Consider the following 23,227-nt stretch of genomic DNA (forward strand, 5'->3'; position numbering starts at 1 on the left):
TAATAAAAATTAACATAATTTTAAGACTTAGATTAATAACAATAAAAAATCTATAAATAAAACCTTACAAGTTGTAATATTTTTAAATATAATCATTTTTTACAGATACAATAACATAAGAAAAGAGACAAAAGGACAAAAAAATGGATGGCAAAATGATAGTAACTTATAAAATACTTTGCAAAAATGACTTCAACTTAGAACTCACCTTAGAAAAACTATTTTCAAATGAAAAGATATCAAAGATGATAAAAAGTGAATTTGCAAAAGGAATTAGAAATGTTGATATTATTACAAAAGAGAGTGATACAAAGATCAAGATAGAAACACAAAAAGAGTTATATCAGTTTGAAGTAAATAAAAATGACTTTGCAGATTTAATATCACTTGCAGAAGAAGATGCAAAAACAAGAAAACTTACAAAAAAAGATTGTGCAGATATTGAACTTGTGAATATAGAAACTATAGATTAATCTTTATTTTTACTAATAAACTCTTCTAGGGCAGAACTTTTTATAGGTATTTTTTTTGTAAATTTAACTATATCTTTATCAATTGGCATACCGCCTATTTTACTTTGCATTAAATCTATATATAAAGAGTCATCTTTTAGAGAAAATCGTGCATAGTTATAATAAACAGAAGACTCTTTGTCTATTTCATCAAACTTTATTGTCTCAACTCGCAAAGAAGTATAATCAAGCTTTCCTTTTCCCTCTACTTGTGTAAATATAAAATATGGAAATATATTTGGATTTAGGTTCACTTCACTTATTTTTGTATCAGATTGCTTAACAATCATATCATTTACAATCTTCACAAAATAATCTGGATGAATTCGCCCTACCCCTTTTAGTACTTCTTTATTAATAAACTCATATATCAAAGATGAGTTCTCTTTTATAAAATCTTTTAATTTATTTGATTGCATATAATTTTCCTATAAAATAATAACTTCGTCATAATAATTAATTGCAACTTACAGTAAAGTAAGTATCCAAAAGAAATAGAGCTAAAACTTGACTAATACTAATTTAAATTATCACCAAAATTAGCAAAAGCACTTTCAACATTTGGAATGTTTTTATAAGAAGTCTTTGATAGTCTTACTTTTTTAGTTTTGAGATCACATACTGCAATTTTAAAACTTGAGCCTATAAATGGCTCTACAACACAAATGATTTTATCTTCAACCTGTCGTGTAGCATAAATAGTGCCTTGAAGATTAGTAAAATAATATTGAGGATAACTTAATGGTGTTATTTCAACAATATCAATGGCTTCTGTATTTTCAAGAGTTTTTAATATAATCATAGCGTCTTCATAACTCTCAAAATGAATACACCAGTCATCAAATCTTTTATTAAAATGTTCTAAATCTTCATCTAGAAATCCACCAGCTAAAGATTGTAAAGCAAAAATAGACACAAAATCACCTTCAAATATATATTGTTTAATGTTGATTTTAACATATGTTTTTTATAAAAGAGGATAAAAATCATGCTCAAATTTACTTTTGACTTAATAAAATTTTTTAAATCTTATTATTGCCATGTATTTCAATTACTTATGTTAAAACTATTAATAAATAAAAATTAATGGATAAATATAAATATGAAAAAAATAGATACATTTGATGAACTTACCAAATTGAGTGATTACTCTTTTTTAGAGAATCTTAATTGTGATCCTGATGCCAAATTCAATGCAGATAATAAAACACCAAGAGAAGTTTTTAGTGGACACTATGTACCAGTAAAGCCCACTGCTTTAAAAGAGCCTATCTATATTTCTCACAGTACTAATTTTTTTAATGAATTGGGCTTTACACAAAATCTAATAAAATCAGAAGGCTTTATCAAAATGTTTTCAGGTGATATGTCTAATGTACCTAAACCTATGAAAAATATAGGCTGGGCAACTGGATATGCCCTATCTATTTATGATACAGAATATTATGCACAATGCCCTTTTCAAACGGGGAATGGATATGGTGATGGTAGAGCTATTTCAGTTCTTGAAGCTGTTATAAATGGCAAACGATGGGAATTTCAATTAAAAGGTGCAGGAAGAACACCATACTGTAGAGGTGCTGATGGTCGGGCAGTTTTAAGATCAAGTGTCCGTGAGTTTTTAGCTCAAGAACATATGTATGCCTTAGGTATTCCAACATCAAGATCATTAACTCTATTTACCTCTAAAAAAGAGCAAGTAAGCAGACCTTGGTTTAGAGGTAATTCTTACTCAAAAGACCCTGAAGTTATGATTGAAGAAGATGTTGCAATAACTACTCGGGTAGCACCTTCATTTATTCGTGTGGGGCAACTTGAACTTTTTGGAAGACGAGCTAGAAAAAATGAACACGAAAAAGCATATGAAGAGTTAGAGAAAATAGTCTTGCACCTAATTGAAAGAGAATACAGCGATGTAATCAATGAAGATTTAAATTTAGAAGAAAAAATTATTTTATTAATAAAACAGTTCCAAAACCGCCTTACAGCTCTAGTAGCTAACTGGATAAGAGTAGGATACTGTCAAGGTAACTTCAATAGTGACAACTGTGCTGCAGGAGGCTTTACACTTGATTATGGACCATTTGGGTTTATTGATATGTTTGAGCCTAAATATCAATCTTGGACAGGTGGAGGATTGCACTTTTCATTTTTCAATCAACCCCAAGCAGCCTATAAAAATTTTCAATCATTTTGTAGTGCTTTAAAACCATTACTTAATTCACACCCTGATTCTTTGCAAGAGCTTGAAAAGATTGAAAACAGTTTTCCTTTAGCTATGCAAGAAAAAATAGATACTATGTGGGCTAAAAAACTAGGAATAAGTAAATTTGACTTGGAATTATTTACTGAACTTATTGATCTTATGATAGAAACTAAAATTGACTACACTATATTTTTTAGGGAACTTTCAAATATACCTGATGATGTTAAGCCACTTACAAAAAGTTTTTATAATAATACTTTTGAAAATGAAGATATTAAATCAAGATGGAACAATTGGTTAGAAAAATGGAAATCACATCTAGATATAAGCTCAAAAGAGTCTATAGAAAAGCTTTCAAAGCAAATGAAACTTACTAATCCAAAATATACTTTAAGAGAATGGCATCTAGTTTTATCATACCAAAATGCAGAAAATGGAAATTATGATCTAATACAAGAGTTACAAGAGATAATGACAAATCCATACACTGAACAAACGAATGAAATAGAAAAAAAATATTATTCAAAAAAACCTCTAGACTTATTTGGAATAGCTGGGGTATCACATGTTAGTTGTTCTTCATAGATTAAGTGTACAATGTAAACAAAGAACTTGTGAATATAGAAAATATAGATTAAACTATTTAAAGCTATTATTTGGTAATTAAGAAAAGGTTATAGATATGAGAATATTTCTAGCATTGGTATTTTTAGCTATTTTTGCATTTGGAGATTTTAAAGGACTTAGTCCTAAAATGCTTCAAAATAAAATTGACAAAAATATTATACTTATTGATATAAGGACTCCTCCTGAATGGGAAGAACTAGGAATTGTACCAGCAAGTAAAAAAATCATGTTCTTTGATGAAAAGGGAAAGTATGATGTTCAAAGTTGGCTTAATCAATTTTCAAAATATGTAAAAGATAAAAATCAAGCTTTTGTTCTAATATGTAGGTCTGGAAATAGAACAAGTTTAGTTGGTGAATTTTTATCTAAACAAATGGGATATAAAAATGTCTTTCATTTAGAGCATGGTATTAAATCATGGATAAAAGAAAATAGAAAAATAGAAAAAAATTAAAATACTAATAAATTACATATAATTTGAGGAGATTTGCTTTTTGAAAGATATAAAAGTCCAAGGGATGGTTCTTGCTGCATTAGGAGTATTTATCGTAAGTTTTGATGCGCTTTTAGTGAGACTTGCTAATGTAGATGCATCTGTTATTTCCTTTTATAGAGGTCTTTTCATGGGAATAAGTATGCTAATTCTTTGGCGACGAAGTAGTAGTAAATCTTGGATTCCTGTCAATAAAATAGAGTTTATGAGTTTTTCTTTATTGGTCATACTCTCTGCTTTGGGAACTTGTCTTTTTGTCTTTTCGGTAAAATATACAGCTGCTGCAAATACCGTCGTACTTTTAGCAACATCCTCTTTCTTTGCAGCTATATTTAGTTATCTATTACTAAAAGAGAAAATCAAAAAGCAAACAGTTATTGCAATAGTAGTCTCTTTTGTAGGTGTATTTATTGTCTTTGGAAACTCCTTTACATTTACAGGAAACTATATAGGAGACCTGCTTGGTGTAGCTTTGGCTATAACTATGGGTATGGAGCTTACTTTATTTAGAAAGTATGGACACTTTCCTACAATGCTCGTCATCTCCCTTAGTGGTTTTCTTGTTGCAACTGTTATGTTTGCTTTTAGTGATAAGCTTTTAGATATCTCTTTAGAGTCACTATTTTGGTTAAGCATTATGGGTTTTATTCAGATCCCATTAGCCATGTATTTTATTTTTATCTCAACAAAATATATAACATCTGCAGAAGTAAGTCTTTTCACTACCATAGAAACAACAATGGCACCAATCTGGTTATGGCTTTTTCTTAGTGAAATTCCACCCAAAATGACAATTATAGGTGGTGCATTAGTGATATTTGCCATATTTATAAATGCACTGCCAAGTATAATTAAAAAAAGAAAATGAAACTCATTTTAAGCATATTTTCTCTTCATTCCTTTGCTCAATACTATTTATAATAATTAGATATACTGTTGCAAAACTTTGATAATAAGGAATAAAATGAGAAAATATAATGTCTAGTGAAATGATAATTAGTTCCTTATCCCAAGTGTGGCACTTAATACCTATAGTGATTTTTATTTTTGTTTTTAAAAAATTCATGGATAATAAAGGTAAAAAATACAAGATAAATATAAATGAAGAGTATGAAAAAAAAGGTTTAACATTAGAATTACGTACAATAGAAAAATATGAAAAACTAGGATATAAAATAATCTATGATGAAACAAAAGATGATAAAAAAGAACAAGGTATAGATATAATTTGCACTAAAGATGAACAAACATACCTAATAAAATGCAATAACAACTCAAAATCAAAATCAATCAAAGCCGAAGATATAAAAGCATTTCATAAAAATGCATTGGAATATGTCAAAACAAATAATCTAGAAGAAAAAAATGTGAAATTTAGATATGTAATACACTATGAGGATGCATTAGATAAGTCTGCAAGGAACATACTAAAAGATGATAGTTACAATTGTAAGTATGTGATTATTTAAAAAACGACTCTTCAGATGTAAGTTTAAAATCTCTTTTTTAGCATATCATAAATTTTATTATCTTCTCTTTTTCCTACAGCCAAAACAATAACTACAACATCTTCATCCTTAACTTCATAAGCAAGCCTAAACCCAGAACTTCTAAGTTTGATTTTATAAATATTATCATAACCACTTAACTTATCTTTTAAAACTTTCGGATTTTCGAGGCGTTCTTTAATTTTCTTTTTAAATTGTTCTTTTATGGATAAATCTAGCTTATTATACTCTTTAAAAGCCTTTTCATGGAACTTAAGACTATAACTCATCAATATTTACTTCTAGAAGATTTGAGCTATCATGTAGCCTTTTATCAATCTCTTTTGAAAGTAAATAGTCATCAACTATTTCCATAAGTTTTTCATAGGTTTGAGCAGGTACTAAATAAGCACTTGCTTTATTATGATTTAAAATAGCCACAGCTTCACTACCCGCATCTTCAATTATAGATGATGGAGATTTTTTAAGCTCACTAATACTCGCAGAATAATTTGCCAAAATAGAGTTCATTTTAATATCCTTTTAAATACCTTTTTTAGTACTTATTTTAGCATTTAATTTAATTTATGTCAAATAATTATTTTAAGATAAGGAAAAATCATTTAACCGTTAAAGTGTGTATTTGATACTATCTTTATTATTAACTAATATATTCTATTATGATAAAATAAATTATATTTAATGGAGATGTTATGAATAATTGTTTTGAAGATTTAGAACTAGTACTTATTGACATAATAGACTATTTTGAAATTGAAAGTACCTATTTTGAACACAATAATTTTCATGAAAAATTAGAAAGATATGAATGGATAAGAAGTAAAGAATTCAATTTAATTATCAATATTCTAAAAAATATTTTAGATTTAAAAACAAATGAATATTATGAAAATATAGGAAATAGTTCTAGTTTAATTAATTTAAAAGATTTAGCAATAGTTTTAGTTATAGATGCCAAAAGGTTTTCTATAAAAACTACAATAAAGAACTTTAAAACTTTTATAGAAAAAAAAGAAATTTACTTATATAGAGTTTACTTATTAGGTAATTTACATAAATTTTCTTCAACTGAAAGTATTAATTTTGAATTTGACAATGGAGTTAAACTCTTAGATTTAAGAAATTTTATAAATAAAAGACATTACTCAATTTATAATTCTGGTAATTTTGCACCTAATATTGAAATGTACCTCACGTACGAATTTAAAGAAAACAAAAGTGCAATTATTTCACTTAAAGAGCCTTTGCTCAATACTTTCAAATATAAAGACTATTCAATTATTGATAAAAAAATAGATAATGTTTATTTGTGCCTTATTTTAAGTAGATCCTTTGAATGGAATTATATACCACTTATTGCAAAAACAATTATTAATGATGAAAAAGATTTTTTTATAGAAAATCCAAATTATCAATTAGTACATTATCTACAACCTAAAATTTCACCTGAAATACTTGAAATTGAACTTAATAAAGCTAATGAATTATTAAAAAAATTTGAAAACCTTGATAATAAGATACAACATAATCTAGATATTGCAATAAGAAAGATCTCAGAGTTTGCTTCTCTGAATAGTAATGTTGATAGGGCAATTTCTGTGCGAGTTTCAATGGAATCGATTTTTTTAAATAATTCAGAGGGAAATAAAGGTCTGAAAATTAGAAAAAGAGCTTCATCTTATTTAAAAAAAATAAAAGAAGAAGATAACATATTTTATCTATTTCAAAATGCATATAAGTCTTGTTCTACAGCTGTACACAATGGTACAATTACAGATAAAGAATTTGATAAAGTAGCAGAAGTTATTCCTTACATATATGATGCAATTTTTAATATTATTGATAATGGAAAGCCTAGTTGGAAAAAATATTAATTTTCTTTACAAATCAATTTAGTGAATAAGATGTTGAAAGAGTTCGAGGCAAATTAATTTTTTAGTATAGGAATTACCGTCTGGTAATGAGTATATTAAAAAATTGATTTAACGCTGAAATATTTTAAAATATTGTTTAATAAATTGATTTTTTTGCTGAACGCAAAATGAAGTGGCTCCGGCACCTGGGTTCGAACCAGGGACCAAATGATTAACAGTCATCTACTCTACCGCTGAGCTATGCCGGAACTTGTATAAAAAGGTATTTAAAAAGAAGTTTGATGGCTCCGGCACCTGGGTTCGAACCAGGGACCAAATGATTAACAGTCATCTACTCTACCGCTGAGCTATGCCGGAATCTTTCTTCTCTTTAAATGGAGTGGAAGTATAGTAAAATTTGTTTTTATTGTCAAGGAAATTTGGGTAAAATTAGCAAATTTTATAGAAATTTAAGCCTGCGCTATCTACTAGTGAAATTTTTGACATTTCAATTAGCTTTTCTAGCTCTTTTTTACTATTTTCATCAAACATATTATTGATATCTTCCAAGGTTAAAGGACGTCTTTCTAGCATAGATAATATCTCTTCACTACTATATGAGTTTATCTGTTTTGGTCTATTTTTATATGCGATATTTACATTTATATTTTCAAATCTTTTTGCTATACTTTCTAGTGTCTCAAAGCTTACTGGTTTGACTTCATAAGCTGGTGGTCTATCAATAGTGCCAATATCAACCCTATGTGGATTTATCTTTTTAACAGCTTCATATATCAGTTCTATCTCTTCGTCTTTGTCATTTAGATTTTTTACAAAAAGTATCTCTAATACAAAGCTTTTGTTTGTTTTCTTTCTAAACTCTATCATTGATTCGATTATTTTTTCTATATCGATATTATTATGGATTCTATCTAGTTTTTTAAAACACTTTTGACTTACACAATCAAGTGATAATTTCACTGTATCAAATTTCAATAAAGCATCAAAAATTTTTTTATCGTATATGGTACCACCATTTGATAGTATCAATGTCTTAGTATCGTTTTTTATTTCATTTATTTTTGTAATTAGTTCATCAAGTTTAGGATAAAGTGTTGGCTCACCATTTGCAGTGATTGTTATAACATCAATTTTTGGATGCTTTTTATAAGAGTCTTTAATAGCCTCTAAGACTTCATCTACACTTGGGTATGAATCCATCTTATCAACTGTTTTTGCAGGCTTTAATTCACAGTATAAGCAGTCAAAGTTACACTGTTTTGTATCAGGGGATAAATCTACTCCCAAAGAGATACCAAATCTCCGTGAAGGAATAGGACCAAAGATTATATTAGACACTATTTTTTACTAACTCTTTGGCACTCTTTTACAAAGTGAATAGCATTTTCAACAGGAACATCAGGTAAAATACCATGCCCTAAGTTAAAAATATGCCCGTCACCTTGCATAATATCTTGAATTGCTTCAACACATTTTGTAGTTGCTTCTTTTGAATATAATCTACAAGGTTCCATATTACCTTGTAAAACATACTTATCACCTAATTTTTCTTTTGCTAGTACCATTGGAGTAGCCCAATCTACACCAAATACATCAAAGTTTCCATACACTTTATCTAAAAATGCAGGAACACCTTTTGGAAACATGATAATAGGAATATGTGGATATTTTTCTTTTAAATATTCAGCTATCTCTACCATATATTTCCAAGAAAATTCATCATATTTAGCTGGCTCGATTGCTGCTGCCCATGAATCAAAGATTTGAACAACATCAGCTCCTGCTTTGATTTGGTTTTCCATATATAGTTTTACTACTTCAGTTACTTTTCTTAAAATCTTATGTAGAAGCTCTGGATTTGAGTACATCATCTTTTTACAGATATTGTATGTCTTAGTTCCTTGTCCTTCTATCATATAAGTTGCTAATGTCCAAGGAGCACCAGTAAATCCAATAAGAGCTTTATCTTCTGGTAGTTTTTGCTTTAATAACTTGATAGTTTCATATACATAAGTTAGTTTATCAGCAGCTTCACTTCCACCAAGTAAAGCATCAACCTCAGCTTCTGTTTTAATTGGGTCTTTGAAGATTGGACCTTCACCTTTTATAAATTCAAGGTGCATACCCATTTCATTTGGAATAACTAAAATATCACTAAATAAAATAGCTGCATCAACTCCCACTATATCAAGTGGTTGAATAGTAACTTCTGCTGCTAATTCTGGATTGTGACATAGGTTTAAAAAGTTTCCAGCTTGTGCTCTTACTTTCATATACTCAGGTAGGTATCTTCCCGCTTGTCTCATCATCCATACTGGTGTATAAGGTGTTGGTTTTCTAAAACATGCATCAACAAATATTTTTGACATTTATAATTTTCCTTTAGTATTCTTAGTGTTTTCCAACTTTTCCTAAAAAGAAAAGTCCAACTGCTAGTGCAGTAACAGCAAGGGCGAAATATAACATTTCTAGTGCGCCATTGTATTGAGTATGTAAAACTCTTTGGAAGAAGTTAACAACTAAAACCATAACAATAACTTTTGCTATTTTATCTTTTAGTTGATCTAATGTTGTGATTGACAGGATCTTTGAATCTTCTTTTGCATCTTCTGAATGATCAATTGGAGAGATAAAAAGTTCATATACTCCAAATGAAAATATTAACATAACAACAGCGATAAGATATAAATCAACTGCTCCTATAATACCACCTACAATATCTTCATGAAAATCTTGAGGATGAGAGTGAGTAATTATAGTTTTAAAAGCATATTCTGCCATAGCATATATATCCATGCTAGCGATTATAAAAAGAACTAATGCACCGATTAGTCCAAAGATAACTGCAGAGAGGACAAGAAATCTTGTCTTCCACATGCAAGCTTCAAAAAGCTTTTCTATCATTAAATTTCGTTTTCCATTTCTATCCATTTAAGAGCGATTCTAACTGAGTTTGTCGCAGCCCCTACTCTTACTTGGTCAGCTACATTAAAATAATGAACAACATTAGGAGAATAGATATCTTTTCTAATTCTTCCTACAAATGTAGTATCAGTATCTGTTGAAACAATTGGCATAGGATATGCATTGTTTTCAAGATCATCTATTACTTCTACATTTTCAAATTTTGCTAAAGTTTCTCTTACTTCATTTACATCAACATCTACACCATCTTCAAATGTAACAGTAATAGACTCTGAGTGACTTCTTAAAACAGGAACTCTTACACAAGTAGCAGCTATTTGCATTTGTTTGTGCATGATTTTTTGAGTCTCTTTTACCATTTTCATCTCTTCTTTAGTGAAACCATTAGCTTGAGCTACATCTATTTGAGGAATAACATTATTTACAATTCTATGTGCAAAAGCTTCAATTTTTGTATCATCTAATTTGAAAGTTAACATATCTTGCATTTGTTTTATAAGTTCTTCCATACCTTTTTTACCAGCTCCTGAAACAGCTTGATAAGTAGATACATCAACTCTTTTTATTCCATAAAGTTCATCAAGTGGTTTTAAAGACAATACCATTTGAATAGTAGAACAATTTGGATTTGCAATAATTCCAGTCTCTTTCCATAAAGCTATATCTTGTGGATTTACTTCTGGTACTACTAAAGGTACATTTTCATCCATTCTAAAGTGACTTGTGTTATCAATAACTACAGCACCAGCTTCAACTGCATATTTTGCAAATTTTTCAGAAATAGAACCTCCTGCACTAAAAAATGCAATATCTACTTCATTTTCTTCAAAACAAGTTTCAGTTAACTCTAAAACATTTATTTCTTTATTTTTATATTCAATAGTACTACCTAAACTTCTTGCACTTGCTAAGGGAACGATTTTATTAACAGGGAAGTCATATGCTTCCATAACTCTAAACAGTTCTTCACCAACTGCACCAGTAGCACCAACTACTGCTACATTAAATCTTCTCATTTTTAATCTTCTCCTAATATATTATCTTCATTTTTATTATTAGTATCGTTATTCTCTTCTTCAGGTTTATCTTTTAGATTAAACTCATCTAAATTGATACCATCCATAGTATCAGCATTTTCGATATCTAATTCATCATCATCTTCTTTTGGACATTTTGCAATAGATACAACTTTATCTTTTGCATCTACATTTACAATAATTACACCAGAAGTATTTCTTCCAGCTTTTCTTATTGTTTGCATATCTACTCTAATCATTTTACCAATAGAAGTTAAAATCATCAAGTCTTGTGCTTCATCAACTAATACAGCACCTACAACAGTACCTGTTTTAGCGCTTAGTTTCATAGAAATAACACCAGAACCTGCTCTATTTGTCTCTCTATATTCTTCTACTGTTGTTCGTTTTCCGATACCTTTTTGAGATACAGTTAATAACTCTTGCTCAATATTATCAACAACATTTGCATCAACTACAAAGTCACTATCATGTTTAAACTTGATACCTCTTACCCCTCTTGTACTTCTACCTTGTTCTCTTGTTTTTTCAACATCAAATCTGATACATTGACCTAAACTTGTGAAAATCATCAAGAATTGAGTACTAGGAGTTGTAATCTTAGCTGTTACAATCTCATCAGCATCATCAAGAACGATTGCTCTTACCCCATTACTTCTTATGTTACTAAATTCTGATAGTGATGTTCTTTTTACAACACCATTTCTTGTAAAGAAGGCTAAAGATTTAGACTCATCAAAGTCACTTGTTGGAATAATCTCCATAATCTTCTCATCAGGTCTTAAGTTGATTAAGTTAACAACTGCTTTACCTTTAGCTGTTCTACTTCCTTCTGGGATTCTATAAACTTTCAACCAGTACAATTGCCCCATGTTTGTAACAAACATCAAGGTATCATGGGTATTAGTTACAAAGAATCTTTCTATAAAGTCATCATCATGAGTGGTAACAGCAACTTTACCTTTACCACCTCTTCTTTGTTTTTCATAAGATTTGATTGGTACTCTTTTTACATAACCATTGTGAGTAATAGTAACTACCATTGGCTCATTTGGAATTAAATCTTCAATATCAATTTCGTCATAAGAGTCTTCAATATCAGTTAATCTTTTAGATGAATATTTCTCTCTAATTTCCGTTAATTCTTCTTTGATTATTTCAACTAATTTTTCTTCTGATTTTAGAATTGATTCAAGCTCTGCAATTAAAGTCATAAGTTCTTGATACTCAGCCTCTAATTTATCTCTTTGAAGACCTGTCAATCTTCCTAATCTCATATCTAAAATAGCTTGTGATTGGATTGCACTTAATCCAAATCTCAATTCTAATTTCTCTTTTGCATCAGCATCATTTGCACTTGCTCTGATGATTTTTACAACTTCATCAATATTATCAAGGGCAATTTTCAGACCTTCTAAGATATGTGCTCTTGCTTTTGCTTTTTCTAAATCAAATATTGTTCTTCTAATAATTACAGTTTTTCTATGTGAAATAAATACATTTAATAACTCAGGTAAAGTAAATACTTTTGGCTCTTTATTATATACAGCTAAAAGAATAATTCCAAAAGTTGTCTCCATAGGAGTTGACTTATATAAGTTATTCATAACTATTTCACTCATGGCATCTTTTTTAAGTTCAATTACAACTCTAATACCATCTCTATCTGATTCATCTCTTACTTCTGAGATACCCTCTATTTGTTTATCTTTTGTAAGATTTGCAATAAGCTCAATTAATCTTGCTTTATTTACTTGATAAGGCAATTCATCAAGTACAATAATCTCTTTTTTACCTCTTGTTTCAATATGGTGTTTAGCTCTGATTCTAACTCTTCCACGACCTGTATTATATGCGTCTATAATACCTCTTCTTCCAAAGATAGTTCCACCTGTTGGGAAATCTGGTCCTTGAATAAATTCCATTAATTCATCAGCTGTTGCTTCTGGATTATCAAGAATATGGAAAGTGGCATCGAGTAACTCATTTAAATTATGAGGAGGAATCTTTGTAGCCATACCAACCGCAATACCCTCAGAACCATTCATAAGTAATGTAGGAACTCTTGTAGGTAAAACTGATGGCTCTTTTAATGTATCATCATAGTTCATTGTAAAGTTAACAGTATCTTTATCTATATCTTTTAAAATATCTTCTGAGATTTTAGTAAATCTTGATTCTGTATATCTCATCGCTGCTGCACTATCACCATCTACTGAACCGAAGTTTCCTTGTCCATCAATAAGTGGCTCTCTCATAGAGAAACTTTGTGCCATTCTTACAAGTGCATCATAAACTGAAGTATCACCATGTGGATGGTACTTACCAATAACATCCCCAACGATTCTCGCTGATTTTTTATAAGGAGCTCGTGCGCTCATATTTAAATCATGCATTGCAAATAGTATTCTTCTGTGTACTGGCTTCAATCCATCTTTAGCATCTGGTAAAGCTCGACCAATAATTACACTCATCGAGTAGTCTAAGTATGAAGACTTTACGGAATCTTCGATATTAATATCTATAATATCTTGATTTTCAAAAAGGTTTTCCATTGATATTGCCTTGTTATAAAATTTAGATATTTTATCCAAATTTTACTTAGTATTTGTGAATAAAAAAGGGGGAAAGCTTAAAACTTTCCCCCTTGTAAAAATTTAAGCTAACTTTTATAAATTATTTTCTTTTCTGTATTTAATAATAGCGTTAAAAACTTCGTCTTTTAATTTTAGTTTCTCTTTTTTCTTTGCTTCAATAGTAAACTCATCACCATGAGATTTTACCAAACTTTCAATCTCTTCATCTAAAGCATTATGCTTCTCAAATAAATTGTGAAAATAGTTATCACTTGCCTTTAATTTTGTTATTTCTTCTCTGTATTCATGAAACATATTAAATCCTTTTGTTGAATTGTAAATACATTATATCAAGTAAATTCTTAGACTTTTATGTTTTATAAATTAGATTTATTTTATATTTAAGAATGTAAAAGTTAGGATTTGTAATCTGAATTTATATTTATATTTTCATAAGGGCAAAAGTGACAGTAAGTCACTTTTGAAATAATTAATTACGATCTATAGTCCGCATTTATTTTTACATACTCATAACCCAAGTCACAACCATAGGCTGTGAAGCTTTCAGTTCCAAGTCCTATATCACAAACGATTTTGAACTCTTTATTTTGTAGAACTTTTCCAGCATCTTCTTCGCATTTTGCATCAAATACTATTTCACCTTTATTAAATACAACAACATCATTATAAGAAATAAGCAAAGTGTTTTCATCACATTGTATTCTACTAGCTCCTATAGTTGAAGCGATTCGTCCAAAGTTTGGGTCTTCTCCAAATAGTGCTGTTTTTACTAATAGTGAGTTTGATAAAGCTTTTGCTGCTTTCATTGCATCTTCTTTTGTTACTGCATTTATTACTTCAAAAGCAACAGACTTTTTAGCCCCTTCACCATCTGCAACCATTAACATAGCCATGTCATGCATCACAAGTCTTAAAGCTTCTTTAAAAGCCTCTTTATCATAAGCATTTGATTTTCCATTTGCCAATACTAAAACTGTATCATTAGTAGAAGTATCTCCATCAACTGAAATTGCATTAAAAGTTGTCTCTTTATTTTCATTTAATGCCTCTTCAATGTCTTTTTTAGAAACTTTTCCATCAGTACAAATAAAACATAACATAGTTGCAAGATTAGGGTTAATCATACCTGCACCTTTTGCAACTGCTCCTATTTTAAAACTACTTCCATTTTCAAGTTTTACTTCATACAAACAAGTTTTTGGGTATGCATCTGTTGTCATAATTGCTTGACTTAAATTTTCACCATTTTTACTTGACAAATCAAAAGTATTTGCACCATCAACTATTTTTTGCAGAGGAAGTCTATTTCCAATAACACCAGTTGAACTCATAATAGGGTTTGTAATATCAAATTTCAATGAAGAAAATATTGTGTTAATATCTTCAATACCTTTTTCACCAGTAAGTGCATTTGCATTTTTTGAATTTATAAGTACAAAATTTGTTTTAAAATCATTTTCATATCTTTGATAATGTCTTAAAGGTGCTGCTTGAAATTTATTATTAGTAAGAACAGCTCCAACATCACACAAAGTATCACTATAAATAAAACCTATATCTTTTTTATTATTTGGTTTTAATCCAGCTGAAACTCCATCACAATAGAAACCATCAATTTGGTCTATAAAACCTTTTATTGGAAAAATTGAAAACATTATTTTGTACACTCCTCTGGCATATATTTTTGATTGACTAATATTTTAGCTTTTGCTATACCTTTTTGGTTCCCAACTAAAAGTAATTTGCAATTACCCTCTATAACAATAGTCCCCTTAGGCATTTGAATAAATCTTCCTCTTTTTTCTGTAATACCTATTACAGAAACTTTATATCTATCCCTTAAATGAATATCTTTTAATTGTCTAGATACTAACCAAGAATCTTCCCTTACAAGTACTTCTTCCATATCAATTGGAGTATCAGGTTTGTATAAAAACTCTTCAAGTACATTTTCCATATCAGGACGAACAGCCATTGCTGAAACTCTTTTTGCCATCAAAGATGGAGAGGCAACAACTTTATCAGCTCCTAGTTTTTTTAGTCTCTCTTTGTCATGTTGCGTCTCAGCATTTGAGATAATCAAAAATGGTTTATTTCGTCCTAACTCTTTTTCATAAAGTCTTACAGAAGCTATCAAAGTAATATTATCAGAAATATTTCTTGACAAAGTTATAACACCTTTTGCAGATGATAAGTGAGATTTTAAAAATGCTTTTTCAGTAAATGATTCTTCGCATACATAATATGGATAATGATATTCTTTTGCTATTTCTTCCATATCTTCTCGTGGATCAACAACTACAAAAGGTACATGATTTTCTCTAAATTGTCTTGCTAATTGAATTGTATATTCATTATGATGAAATATTACAAAATGTCTACGAAGTCTTGCAATTTTATAAAGCATATTTCTTTCCTTATATAGTTCAATTAGGTTACCTTTTATAATTGCTTCTATAAGTACAGCAATTGAAAGGGTAAATAAAGCGAACCCGATAATAATAAGTGTGACGGTAAAAAATCTACCTGCATCTGAGATGGGAGCAACTTCTCCAAAACCAACAGTAGTAAAGGTTATACCTGTTTGATAAATGGCATCTAAAATAGGGAAACCATCAATAAGAACATATCCAACTGTTCCAATCATCATTAACAGTTGTACAAGTACCAAAGGTACTCTAAAAGGTTTTAGTTGTGAGTATATTAGAGGATTAAGGTCGTATTCAGGCTTAGAAGATCTAAGTTCCCAACCCAGCGACTTTTTTAATTTATGAAAGATGCTCATAGAAGCACTTTATTTTAGTGCCTCTATTATGAGTTTTTCTTAAGAGTTCTTAACTCTTTTGCCGATATTTTAATCTTTTGTGTAGTACCATCATCTAAAGTAACTCTTACAGTTCTTAAGTTAGGTAAAAATCTTCTTTTTGTTCTGTTTTTAGCATGACTTACGTTGTTTCCAGACATAGGCCCTTTTCCAGATATTGCACATCTTCTTGACATTATTTTTCCTTCTATTTTCAAAATATCTGCGAATTATATCTTTTTTATCTTAAGTTTAATTTAAATATTTAATACTATCTCTTTTAATCTTTGAAATTGAATATCAAATAAGAACTCAGAAGAACTCTCTTTATTGCTTTTTTTGATATTTTTTAGTTCATCTTTATTTGATAACAAAGCTTCAACTTTAAACTGCATTGATCTATCAGTGGGAGAATCCATAGTTGAAAATATATCAATAACTTCTTTAGAAGCACTATTTGCACTTACAAAAACAGCTGTTTTGAAAAACATGGCTCTTAAAACATTTGAGGAAAAGGCTTTTACATATGTGGGTAAAATAAAAATATCAGCAACACTATATAATAAATCAATATTTCTATAATCTTCTATAAATATAACCTTATCGTCTAAATTGTACTTTGTAAATTTAAACTTTAAAGAATAGATTTGATTTTTATTCCCTGCAATTATTGCCTTGTAATTGTCATTGCTCAAAGAAGCCAAAATATCAAGGAATTCTAAAACACCATTTTTTAATAAGTTTTTAGAATGAAAAAGAATAATTTTATCATTTTTTTCAAAATTAAACTCTTGAGAAAGAATCTCTTTTGAATCTTTTTGTTTAAGATAAGTAGATGTAATAGTTGGATAGATAACTTCTACTTTGTCATTTGTAATATTGCAAGTTTTTATTATCTCTTGCTTCATAGTGTATGAGTTAGCTATCGTTTTCTTAGCATTTTCAATCATCTCAATAGATTCTTCATCTAAAGTACCATTATGAAAATAAACAGCAGGAAAAGTTTTGGCCTTGAAAGTAAACTTTTGGAAAATAGATTGTTTTTTATATAGACTTATATTTTCATCTTTTAGAAGTTCTTCAATAAGTACATTATTTAATTTATAATAAATAGATAATTTTTTATTCATTTATCACCTTTAATACATCTTCTGCTTTGATTAGATTCATACAATCATGATGACCTAATGGACATACCCTTTTCATACAAGGGGCACAATCTAAGTTTTTAGTAATGATATGCTCATTTAGATTATTCCATTGATTTGTCTCTTTGTATCTTGTAGGTCCAAAGATACTATATGTTTGTACTTTGAAAGCTGCTGCAATATGCATAGGTCCAGAATCATTTGTAATAAAGATATTTAATCCTGCAATTTTTTCAATTAATTCAGAAACTGTAGTTTTACCAGCTAAATTTTGGTAGTTAGATATTCCTGCACTTTTCAAAGACTCTTCAATATCTCCAGCAATATCAACTTCACTAGGACCTCCGAAAATAACAATATCATATTTTGAAGCTAACTTTATAGCCACCTTTGCAAACTCTTCAGGATACCATCTCTTTGCACTTCCATAAGTAGCTCCTGGGTTTATTCCTAAAGTTGGTTTTTTATATTTAAATGGCTTATAATAAAGTTTTAAATCCCCTACTTCATTTTGTAAATTTAATACATGATTTACAAAATCATTATATCTTATAACTTGATGTATCTGATTTTTTTTCAATCTTCTGTAATTGAATTTTTTAATAGCTTTTATAAAAAATAATAAAAGTTTTGAAGAAATACTTCGCCTAAAAGAAATAGCAAAATCAACCTTTCCAATTTTTTTTGACAATTTATAAAGGTTTACATATCTATTACCTTTCTTTTTTGTATCATCAACTATAACTTTTTCTATATTTTTATAATTTGCAAAAGCTTGTGTAGATACATACGAACCTAGTAAGGTAATCTTTGCATTGGGGTATGTTTTTATTATATTTTCAATAGCTGGCGTTGCCATAATTGCATCGCCTAGCCAAGTAGGGATTTCTATAAATATTTTTTTAATCTTCATTTAATAACTCTTTAAATTTATAAAATTGTGGTAACTTCAATATCTTGCCATCTCTATTATCAACTAACCCATAACCTGGGGCTATTAACTGATGCCAATAAACTCTTTGTATCTTTTTAGTATTTCTTGTAATTTTAATATATTCTGTCATAAATTTTGTATATACCTCATTACTTACACATTCTTTTTCACTTGTTGGAGAATATGGAGCAGTATTTGAAATAGGCCAATTAACTTCAGTTATATATATTTCATCACTTGATTTTGGTGATAATTTGCACATTGAATATAATAAATCAATTTTATTTTTTGTGTCAAAAATTCCATACTGACTATTTAAAGGAGACCCCCGTCTGTCTACATAAAGCAAAGCGCTAACTTTGTCATAATTTATATCATATAAATTAAACATAGCTCTTGAATTGTAATAGTACTCAAAATCAATCATACTGGGTCCCAAAAGTTTTAACTCTTGATATTTCTCATCCCTTATAGCTTGGGCTACTTTATAAAATTTCAAATACTCTTCTACCGCAAAAAATCCCCATTTTATTCTATTTATAGTACTGCCTATTTGATACTCTTTTGATATATGTTTAAATTTTGAAAAAATTGTATTTAAATCTTTTTTGAGTAGTTCTTCATTTTCTATATGTTCTCTATCTTGTATTATATTTAATAAAATATTTTTTTCTGAACTTTTATTAAAACTATTTGCAAAATCCACATAAAGATCGATATTTTTAATATCATGAAGAGGTATTCTTATGATTAAATTTTTTACACCGAGTTCTTCTATTAATTCTTGTTGTGAATTCCCTTTATCTAAATTTACTCCTATTCCTATAAACTCTTTATTTGTAAGTACTTCTTTGCCACGAAAAAACTTCATTGTTAAAAAGGAAATTGGCAAAACAAAAAGAGAAATAAAGAATAACTTTAGATAATCAAGTATGTATTTCTTCCTCATACTTCTTTTATAAAGTTTATCTTTTATAACAGATGGTTGATCTGAATATTTATCCCAAGAAAAAGGTGTTTTATTCACTTACTAACCTTGTCTTTTTCAATATTCCCTCTTTTATAACTTTTTGATATCTTTTTTCTAATCTTTTTAATTGTTTTTTTACTTTATACTTTGTAAATAGTTTTGAATATAAATAAAGTTTTGATTTCAAACCAGTTCTTTTCCCACCAATACCATCTGTAATAATTAATTTATATTTATTTGCTGAAACCTCTTGACAAAAGATATTACTTAAAGCAATATCTACAAAAATAATATTATTATCTATTAAATATCTCTTTAGTTCATTTAACAATTCAATTTCTAAATTAGGACTTAAAACTCCATTGAGAACCATATATTTAAATGACTTAGATGTTTTTCCATCAAAATCTTTTATTCTATTAAAAATATACCCCTCTCCCAAGTTAGTTTGAATAAAGCCAAAACATTTTGAAAGATGAGAAAAGGATACTCCTTTTTTCTCTAGAAAACTTAGATAATTATGTTCTAATTGATTTTGATTTAGATTTTCCGAACTTTTATAAACTACTTTTATAACCTTATCATTATCTTCAGGATGAATATAACAAGCTCTCTCTCTTCCTTTACCTAAATAGTCACTTTCTTTTAAATTTAAAAAACCCAAACTTTTCCTTTTAATCGTACTTACTATATTTTAAGTAATTGTTATAAAATTTTTTCCACTGTTTTTTAATTTTATACCTTGTGAATTTTTTTGAAAAAAGGTATAAATAAAATCTCCAGTTTAATCTTCTAGCTCCTAACCCATCAATAATTACTAGTTTATATTTATTCTTTGAGATTTTTTGACAAAAGACATTACTTAAATCTACATCTATGAATAATATATCATTTTCAAATAAATAATCTTTCAAATCATTTATTAACTTTTTTTCTGACAATCTATCCAACAATTTTTCTTCTAAATAAAACTTAAATGATACAGAAGGAGTTTCATCAAAATCTAAAATTCGCTCAAAGACTAAACCTTTTCCTAAATTTGTATCAATAAAACCAAAGCATTTACTCAAATATTTTAAAGATATATTATTTTTTTGTAAATAATTATAATATTTATACTCTAATTTATTTTGCTCATTATGTTTTTCTTGCCTATGAACTATTTTGATTACTTTTGACTTATCGTTTGGATTTATATAGCAATTACGCTCTCCTCCTTTTGATAAGAAATACTCTTCCTTTAAAATAATTTTACTATTCATTCTCTAAAAGTTTTCCTACTGCTTTTTCTATTTCTTCATAGTTAGCGCTAGAATAATTTTCAGAAATTACAAAGTTATGTTGATTTTTTTCATCGCTTACTGTTGCCCATCTTTTAGAACTAGCAAATAAACTATCTCCAAAAAAAGATATTGTTTTTATGTTAACAGCACCCGCTAAGTGCATAGGCCCAGTTGAAGTACTTACAAACAAATAACATGAACTTAATAAAGAAGTAAATTCAAATAAAGACATTTTTGAATCAATTATTTTAGCATCAAAATCCAAATGATTAGATATATAGTCTTTTGAATTAGCATCATCAGGTCCAAAGGTAAAAATTATTTCATAATCACAACTAGAAACACTTTTCGCTAACCTTATATAATCGTCAAGAGATAAGTTTCCATCACTGCTTCCACCAAATCCAGGATGAAATATAACTTTCTTCTCTTTTTTTGTTTGTAATTGTAATAAAGGTCTTGTGAACTCTAATTTTAAAGTCGGAAAAAGTTTCAATGCCAAATCCAAATTATATTGCCATTCTGTTTTTTCAACTTTACTTCTTCTTTGTTTGACAGTTTTATTGAAAAATATTTGAGCAATTTTTGTAGCAGGAGCTACTCTTTTTTTTATACCACTTCTAAAAAGTAATTTACCTAATGTCATATCAATATATGCACTAATACTTGCATCAAATTTTCTTGATTTTATTTGATCAAGTGTAATATCTAAATTTTCTTTATCATATAAAATCACATCATCTATAAAATCAATCTGTTTTGCAAAATCAAAATTTATTTTACTTACAAGTGCTGTTATATTTATCTTTGGAAATTGTTCTTTTATCGCTTTAAAAAGAGGTAATGTAACTACAAAATCGCCAATTTTATCATGTCTTGAAATAAGAAGATTCACTATTCCTTACCTCTTATTTTTCTTTTAAACTCTACAAAGTTTTTTAACTTCTTATCACAATCTTTTAAAATATCAATTGCTTTATCTTCATCAACCTTTGCTAGTTTTGCATACTCTTTTGCAATAATCTGTAAACTATCTTCATCTAACCATAATTTTGCAAAATTATCTAAACCAAGTTCTAGGCTAATTTGTTTAAATTGCATTCTATTAATATCTACGACAAAGAACTCATAATCATCATTTTTCTTTTGTACTAAAATATTTCCAGCAGAGTAGTCTTTATGATAAACATCATTTTTATGTAAATTATAAGTAAATTGAACAAATTTTTTTATTATTGATTCTCTATTTTCAAGATTTTCATTTCTTAAAGGTTCTCTAATAGTAAATTCATAATCTAATTTTTCACTTATAAAAAAACTCTCTTTAAATAAAAAATTTCTAAAAAACTCAATATATCCAATGGGGCTTGGAGTGTTTATATTTAGACTTTGTAGTTTTATAGCATTTTGGTACGATTTTTTTGCTTTTGAATCTCTAAAATATGCATAAACAATTTGATTTAATACATTTGGAACTTTGAATGCTTTTACAACAGTTCTTATCCCCTTATACTCAATAACTTTTAATTCATTTCTAGCTTTGTGAATAGTATTTGCATTCTGTTTAAAAAAATCTTTTATATTTAATAAAAATTCTTTTATATTTTTATATTCATTCTTTAGTTTATATTTTATATTCAATTTAATTTCCACTTTATTTTTTATTACGATGTGCGTCTATCCATTTTTGATTTAAATATTTTTTTTGGAATTTATCCCAACGTCTATTTATTCGTCTTCTTGCAAAATAAGGAATACTATTTAATAAAGTAAAATGAGAAACATCTCCTAATCCATCAATCAAAACCAAATCAAAATCAAATTCACTATTTTTTCTTAAAAGTATATTTCCTTGCATCATTCCATAATTAAAGATTATACAATTATCCAAAAAGTATTTTTTATAGGTTTCTAACTCTTTTGAATATTTTTCTAAACCATATTCCTCTAAATAATATTTAAAACTTTTTGATACTTCCCCATCATAATCTCTTATTAACTCAACGACAAAACCTTTTCCCTTATTTGTTTCAACTTCTCCATAATATTTAGCTAAATGCTTCCAATTTGTATTTTGCCTTTTTAAAAGTTTTTTATAGTATTTAACTTCAGTGTCACTTTGTTTTGTGTGACCATTCTTTTGGTCATAACTAACTTTTATTGCTTTATTATTGTCATGAGGATGAATATAGCATTCACGCTCATTACCTTTTCCTATGAAATTTTCTTTATTTAATATGAGCACTATAATTCCCCAATCATATAATTAATATTTAAAAAGCGTTTATTATATCAAATCTTTAATAAATA

Annotated in this window: 27 protein-coding genes and 2 tRNA genes; 6 read left to right on the plus strand and 23 right to left on the minus strand. The window is 28.2% G+C overall.

From position 1 onward, the window contains the following. The first annotated feature begins 143 nt into the window (after nt 1–143). Nucleotides 144–473: a hypothetical protein gene (locus CRU95_RS08160; protein ID WP_129100654.1), complete on the plus strand. Its 330-nt coding sequence runs from the start codon at nt 144–146 to the stop codon at nt 471–473. Here CRU95_RS08160 and CRU95_RS08165 read toward each other — a convergent pair. Together CRU95_RS08165 and CRU95_RS08170 are read right to left on the minus strand one after the other, a co-directional pair. Beyond that, nucleotides 470–931 (minus strand): hypothetical protein, encoded by a 462-nt coding sequence (locus tag CRU95_RS08165; protein WP_129100655.1) that lies wholly within the window; start codon nt 929–931, stop codon nt 470–472. The genes CRU95_RS08160 and CRU95_RS08165 overlap by 4 nt on opposite strands. A 98-nt stretch (nt 932–1,029) precedes the next feature. Next, the gene (locus CRU95_RS08170) at nt 1,030–1,428 is read right to left on the minus strand and encodes a hypothetical protein (protein ID WP_129100656.1); all 399 of its coding nucleotides are present in this window, start codon (nt 1,426–1,428) and stop codon (nt 1,030–1,032) included. A 186-nt stretch (nt 1,429–1,614) separates the two neighbouring features. Between CRU95_RS08170 and CRU95_RS08175 the strand changes: the two genes are divergently transcribed. The 4 genes from CRU95_RS08175 (at nt 1,615) to CRU95_RS08190 (ending at nt 5,307) form a co-directional block, all read left to right on the plus strand. Further along, nucleotides 1,615–3,303 carry a protein adenylyltransferase SelO family protein gene (locus CRU95_RS08175; RefSeq protein WP_129100657.1) on the plus strand — a complete coding sequence of 563 codons (1,689 nt, stop codon included), beginning with the start codon at nt 1,615–1,617 and terminating at the stop codon, nt 3,301–3,303. A 97-nt stretch (nt 3,304–3,400) separates the two neighbouring features. Continuing rightward, nucleotides 3,401–3,799 (plus strand): rhodanese-like domain-containing protein, encoded by a 399-nt coding sequence (locus CRU95_RS08180; protein WP_129100658.1) that lies wholly within the window; start codon nt 3,401–3,403, stop codon nt 3,797–3,799. A gap of 40 nt (nt 3,800–3,839) precedes the next feature. Continuing rightward, nucleotides 3,840–4,706 (plus strand): DMT family transporter, encoded by an 867-nt coding sequence (locus CRU95_RS08185; RefSeq protein ID WP_129100659.1) that lies wholly within the window; start codon nt 3,840–3,842, stop codon nt 4,704–4,706. 196 nt (nt 4,707–4,902) lie between these two features. Then, on the plus strand, nt 4,903–5,307 hold the full coding sequence (locus CRU95_RS08190) for a restriction endonuclease (RefSeq protein ID WP_164969751.1): 405 nt from the start codon (nt 4,903–4,905) through the stop codon (nt 5,305–5,307). A gap of 23 nt (nt 5,308–5,330) precedes the next feature. Here CRU95_RS08190 and CRU95_RS08195 read toward each other — a convergent pair whose 3' ends face one another. Both CRU95_RS08195 and CRU95_RS08200 read right to left on the minus strand, forming a co-directional pair. Further along, nucleotides 5,331–5,615, minus strand: coding sequence for a type II toxin-antitoxin system RelE/ParE family toxin (locus CRU95_RS08195; RefSeq protein ID WP_129100661.1), 285 nt, complete (start codon nt 5,613–5,615; stop codon nt 5,331–5,333). Next, entirely contained in the window at nt 5,605–5,856 is a 252-nt protein-coding gene (locus CRU95_RS08200) for a type II toxin-antitoxin system Phd/YefM family antitoxin (RefSeq protein ID WP_129100662.1), read from the minus strand. The genes CRU95_RS08195 and CRU95_RS08200 overlap by 11 nt, the downstream gene beginning before the upstream one ends. Nucleotides 5,857–6,038: 182 nt before the next feature. Here CRU95_RS08200 and CRU95_RS08205 point away from each other — a divergent pair, with 182 nt between their 5' ends. After that, nucleotides 6,039–7,220: a hypothetical protein gene (locus CRU95_RS08205; RefSeq protein WP_129100663.1), complete on the plus strand. Its 1,182-nt coding sequence runs from the start codon at nt 6,039–6,041 to the stop codon at nt 7,218–7,220. Between the two features lie 173 nt (nt 7,221–7,393). Here the strand turns inward: CRU95_RS08205 and CRU95_RS08210 are convergent. The 19 genes from CRU95_RS08210 to CRU95_RS08300 form a co-directional block, all read right to left on the minus strand. After that, nucleotides 7,394–7,468 (minus strand) — tRNA-Asn (locus CRU95_RS08210). Nucleotides 7,469–7,502: 34 nt separating this feature from the next. Then, nucleotides 7,503–7,577: transfer RNA gene (locus CRU95_RS08215), tRNA-Asn, on the minus strand. A gap of 72 nt (nt 7,578–7,649) precedes the next feature. After that, entirely contained in the window at nt 7,650–8,558 is a 909-nt protein-coding gene (locus tag CRU95_RS08220) for a radical SAM protein (protein ID WP_129100664.1), read from the minus strand. Then, nucleotides 8,558–9,589, minus strand: a complete 1,032-nt coding sequence (gene hemE / locus CRU95_RS08225) for a uroporphyrinogen decarboxylase (protein ID WP_129100665.1) — start codon at nt 9,587–9,589, stop codon at nt 8,558–8,560. Before hemE ends, CRU95_RS08220 begins: the two co-directional genes overlap by 1 nt. A 22-nt stretch (nt 9,590–9,611) precedes the next feature. After that, complete coding sequence (locus tag CRU95_RS08230) at nt 9,612–10,124, minus strand: YqhA family protein (RefSeq protein WP_258238661.1); 513 nt, start codon at nt 10,122–10,124, stop codon at nt 9,612–9,614. Beyond that, entirely contained in the window at nt 10,124–11,161 is a 1,038-nt protein-coding gene (locus CRU95_RS08235) for an aspartate-semialdehyde dehydrogenase (protein WP_129100666.1), read from the minus strand. The genes CRU95_RS08230 and CRU95_RS08235 overlap by 1 nt, the downstream gene beginning before the upstream one ends. Before the next feature lie 2 nt (nt 11,162–11,163). Continuing rightward, the gene (gene gyrA, locus CRU95_RS08240) at nt 11,164–13,737 is read right to left on the minus strand and encodes a DNA gyrase subunit A (protein WP_129100667.1); all 2,574 of its coding nucleotides are present in this window, start codon (nt 13,735–13,737) and stop codon (nt 11,164–11,166) included. 114 nt (nt 13,738–13,851) lie between these two features. Further along, the gene (locus tag CRU95_RS08245; RefSeq protein ID WP_129100668.1) at nt 13,852–14,073 is read right to left on the minus strand and encodes a YdcH family protein; all 222 of its coding nucleotides are present in this window, start codon (nt 14,071–14,073) and stop codon (nt 13,852–13,854) included. A 179-nt stretch (nt 14,074–14,252) separates the two neighbouring features. Next, complete coding sequence (gene argJ / locus CRU95_RS08250) at nt 14,253–15,434, minus strand: bifunctional glutamate N-acetyltransferase/amino-acid acetyltransferase ArgJ (protein WP_129100669.1); 1,182 nt, start codon at nt 15,432–15,434, stop codon at nt 14,253–14,255. Continuing rightward, nucleotides 15,434–16,564 (minus strand): TrkA family potassium uptake protein, encoded by a 1,131-nt coding sequence (locus tag CRU95_RS08255; protein ID WP_129100670.1) that lies wholly within the window; start codon nt 16,562–16,564, stop codon nt 15,434–15,436. The genes argJ and CRU95_RS08255 overlap by 1 nt, the downstream gene beginning before the upstream one ends. Before the next feature lie 26 nt (nt 16,565–16,590). After that, nucleotides 16,591–16,779: a 50S ribosomal protein L28 gene (rpmB, locus tag CRU95_RS08260; RefSeq protein WP_013136034.1), complete on the minus strand. Its 189-nt coding sequence runs from the start codon at nt 16,777–16,779 to the stop codon at nt 16,591–16,593. A gap of 60 nt (nt 16,780–16,839) precedes the next feature. Then, the gene (locus CRU95_RS08265) at nt 16,840–17,712 is read right to left on the minus strand and encodes a glycosyltransferase (protein WP_129100671.1); all 873 of its coding nucleotides are present in this window, start codon (nt 17,710–17,712) and stop codon (nt 16,840–16,842) included. Further along, nucleotides 17,705–18,643 carry a glycosyltransferase family 9 protein gene (locus CRU95_RS08270; protein ID WP_129100672.1) on the minus strand — a complete coding sequence of 313 codons (939 nt, stop codon included), beginning with the start codon at nt 18,641–18,643 and terminating at the stop codon, nt 17,705–17,707. The genes CRU95_RS08265 and CRU95_RS08270 overlap by 8 nt, the downstream gene beginning before the upstream one ends. Beyond that, complete coding sequence (locus tag CRU95_RS08275; protein WP_129100673.1) at nt 18,633–19,691, minus strand: hypothetical protein; 1,059 nt, start codon at nt 19,689–19,691, stop codon at nt 18,633–18,635. Before CRU95_RS08275 ends, CRU95_RS08270 begins: the two co-directional genes overlap by 11 nt. After that, nucleotides 19,684–20,298, minus strand: coding sequence for a YrbL family protein (locus CRU95_RS08280; protein WP_164969752.1), 615 nt, complete (start codon nt 20,296–20,298; stop codon nt 19,684–19,686). The genes CRU95_RS08275 and CRU95_RS08280 overlap by 8 nt, the downstream gene beginning before the upstream one ends. Nucleotides 20,299–20,308: 10 nt before the next feature. Further along, on the minus strand, nt 20,309–20,896 hold the full coding sequence (locus CRU95_RS08285) for a YrbL family protein (protein ID WP_129100675.1): 588 nt from the start codon (nt 20,894–20,896) through the stop codon (nt 20,309–20,311). After that, on the minus strand, nt 20,889–21,812 hold the full coding sequence (locus tag CRU95_RS08290) for a glycosyltransferase family 9 protein (protein WP_129100676.1): 924 nt from the start codon (nt 21,810–21,812) through the stop codon (nt 20,889–20,891). The genes CRU95_RS08285 and CRU95_RS08290 overlap by 8 nt, the downstream gene beginning before the upstream one ends. Next, nucleotides 21,812–22,558: a lipopolysaccharide kinase InaA family protein gene (locus tag CRU95_RS08295; RefSeq protein ID WP_129100677.1), complete on the minus strand. Its 747-nt coding sequence runs from the start codon at nt 22,556–22,558 to the stop codon at nt 21,812–21,814. Before CRU95_RS08295 ends, CRU95_RS08290 begins: the two co-directional genes overlap by 1 nt. Nucleotides 22,559–22,571: 13 nt before the next feature. Continuing rightward, on the minus strand, nt 22,572–23,162 hold the full coding sequence (locus tag CRU95_RS08300; RefSeq protein ID WP_129100678.1) for a YrbL family protein: 591 nt from the start codon (nt 23,160–23,162) through the stop codon (nt 22,572–22,574). Nucleotides 23,163–23,227: the final 65 nt, after the last annotated feature.

It is taken from the genome of Arcobacter sp. F2176 (genome assembly GCF_004116465.1).
GTDB classification, from domain to species: domain Bacteria; phylum Campylobacterota; class Campylobacteria; order Campylobacterales; family Arcobacteraceae; genus Arcobacter; species Arcobacter siniprincipis.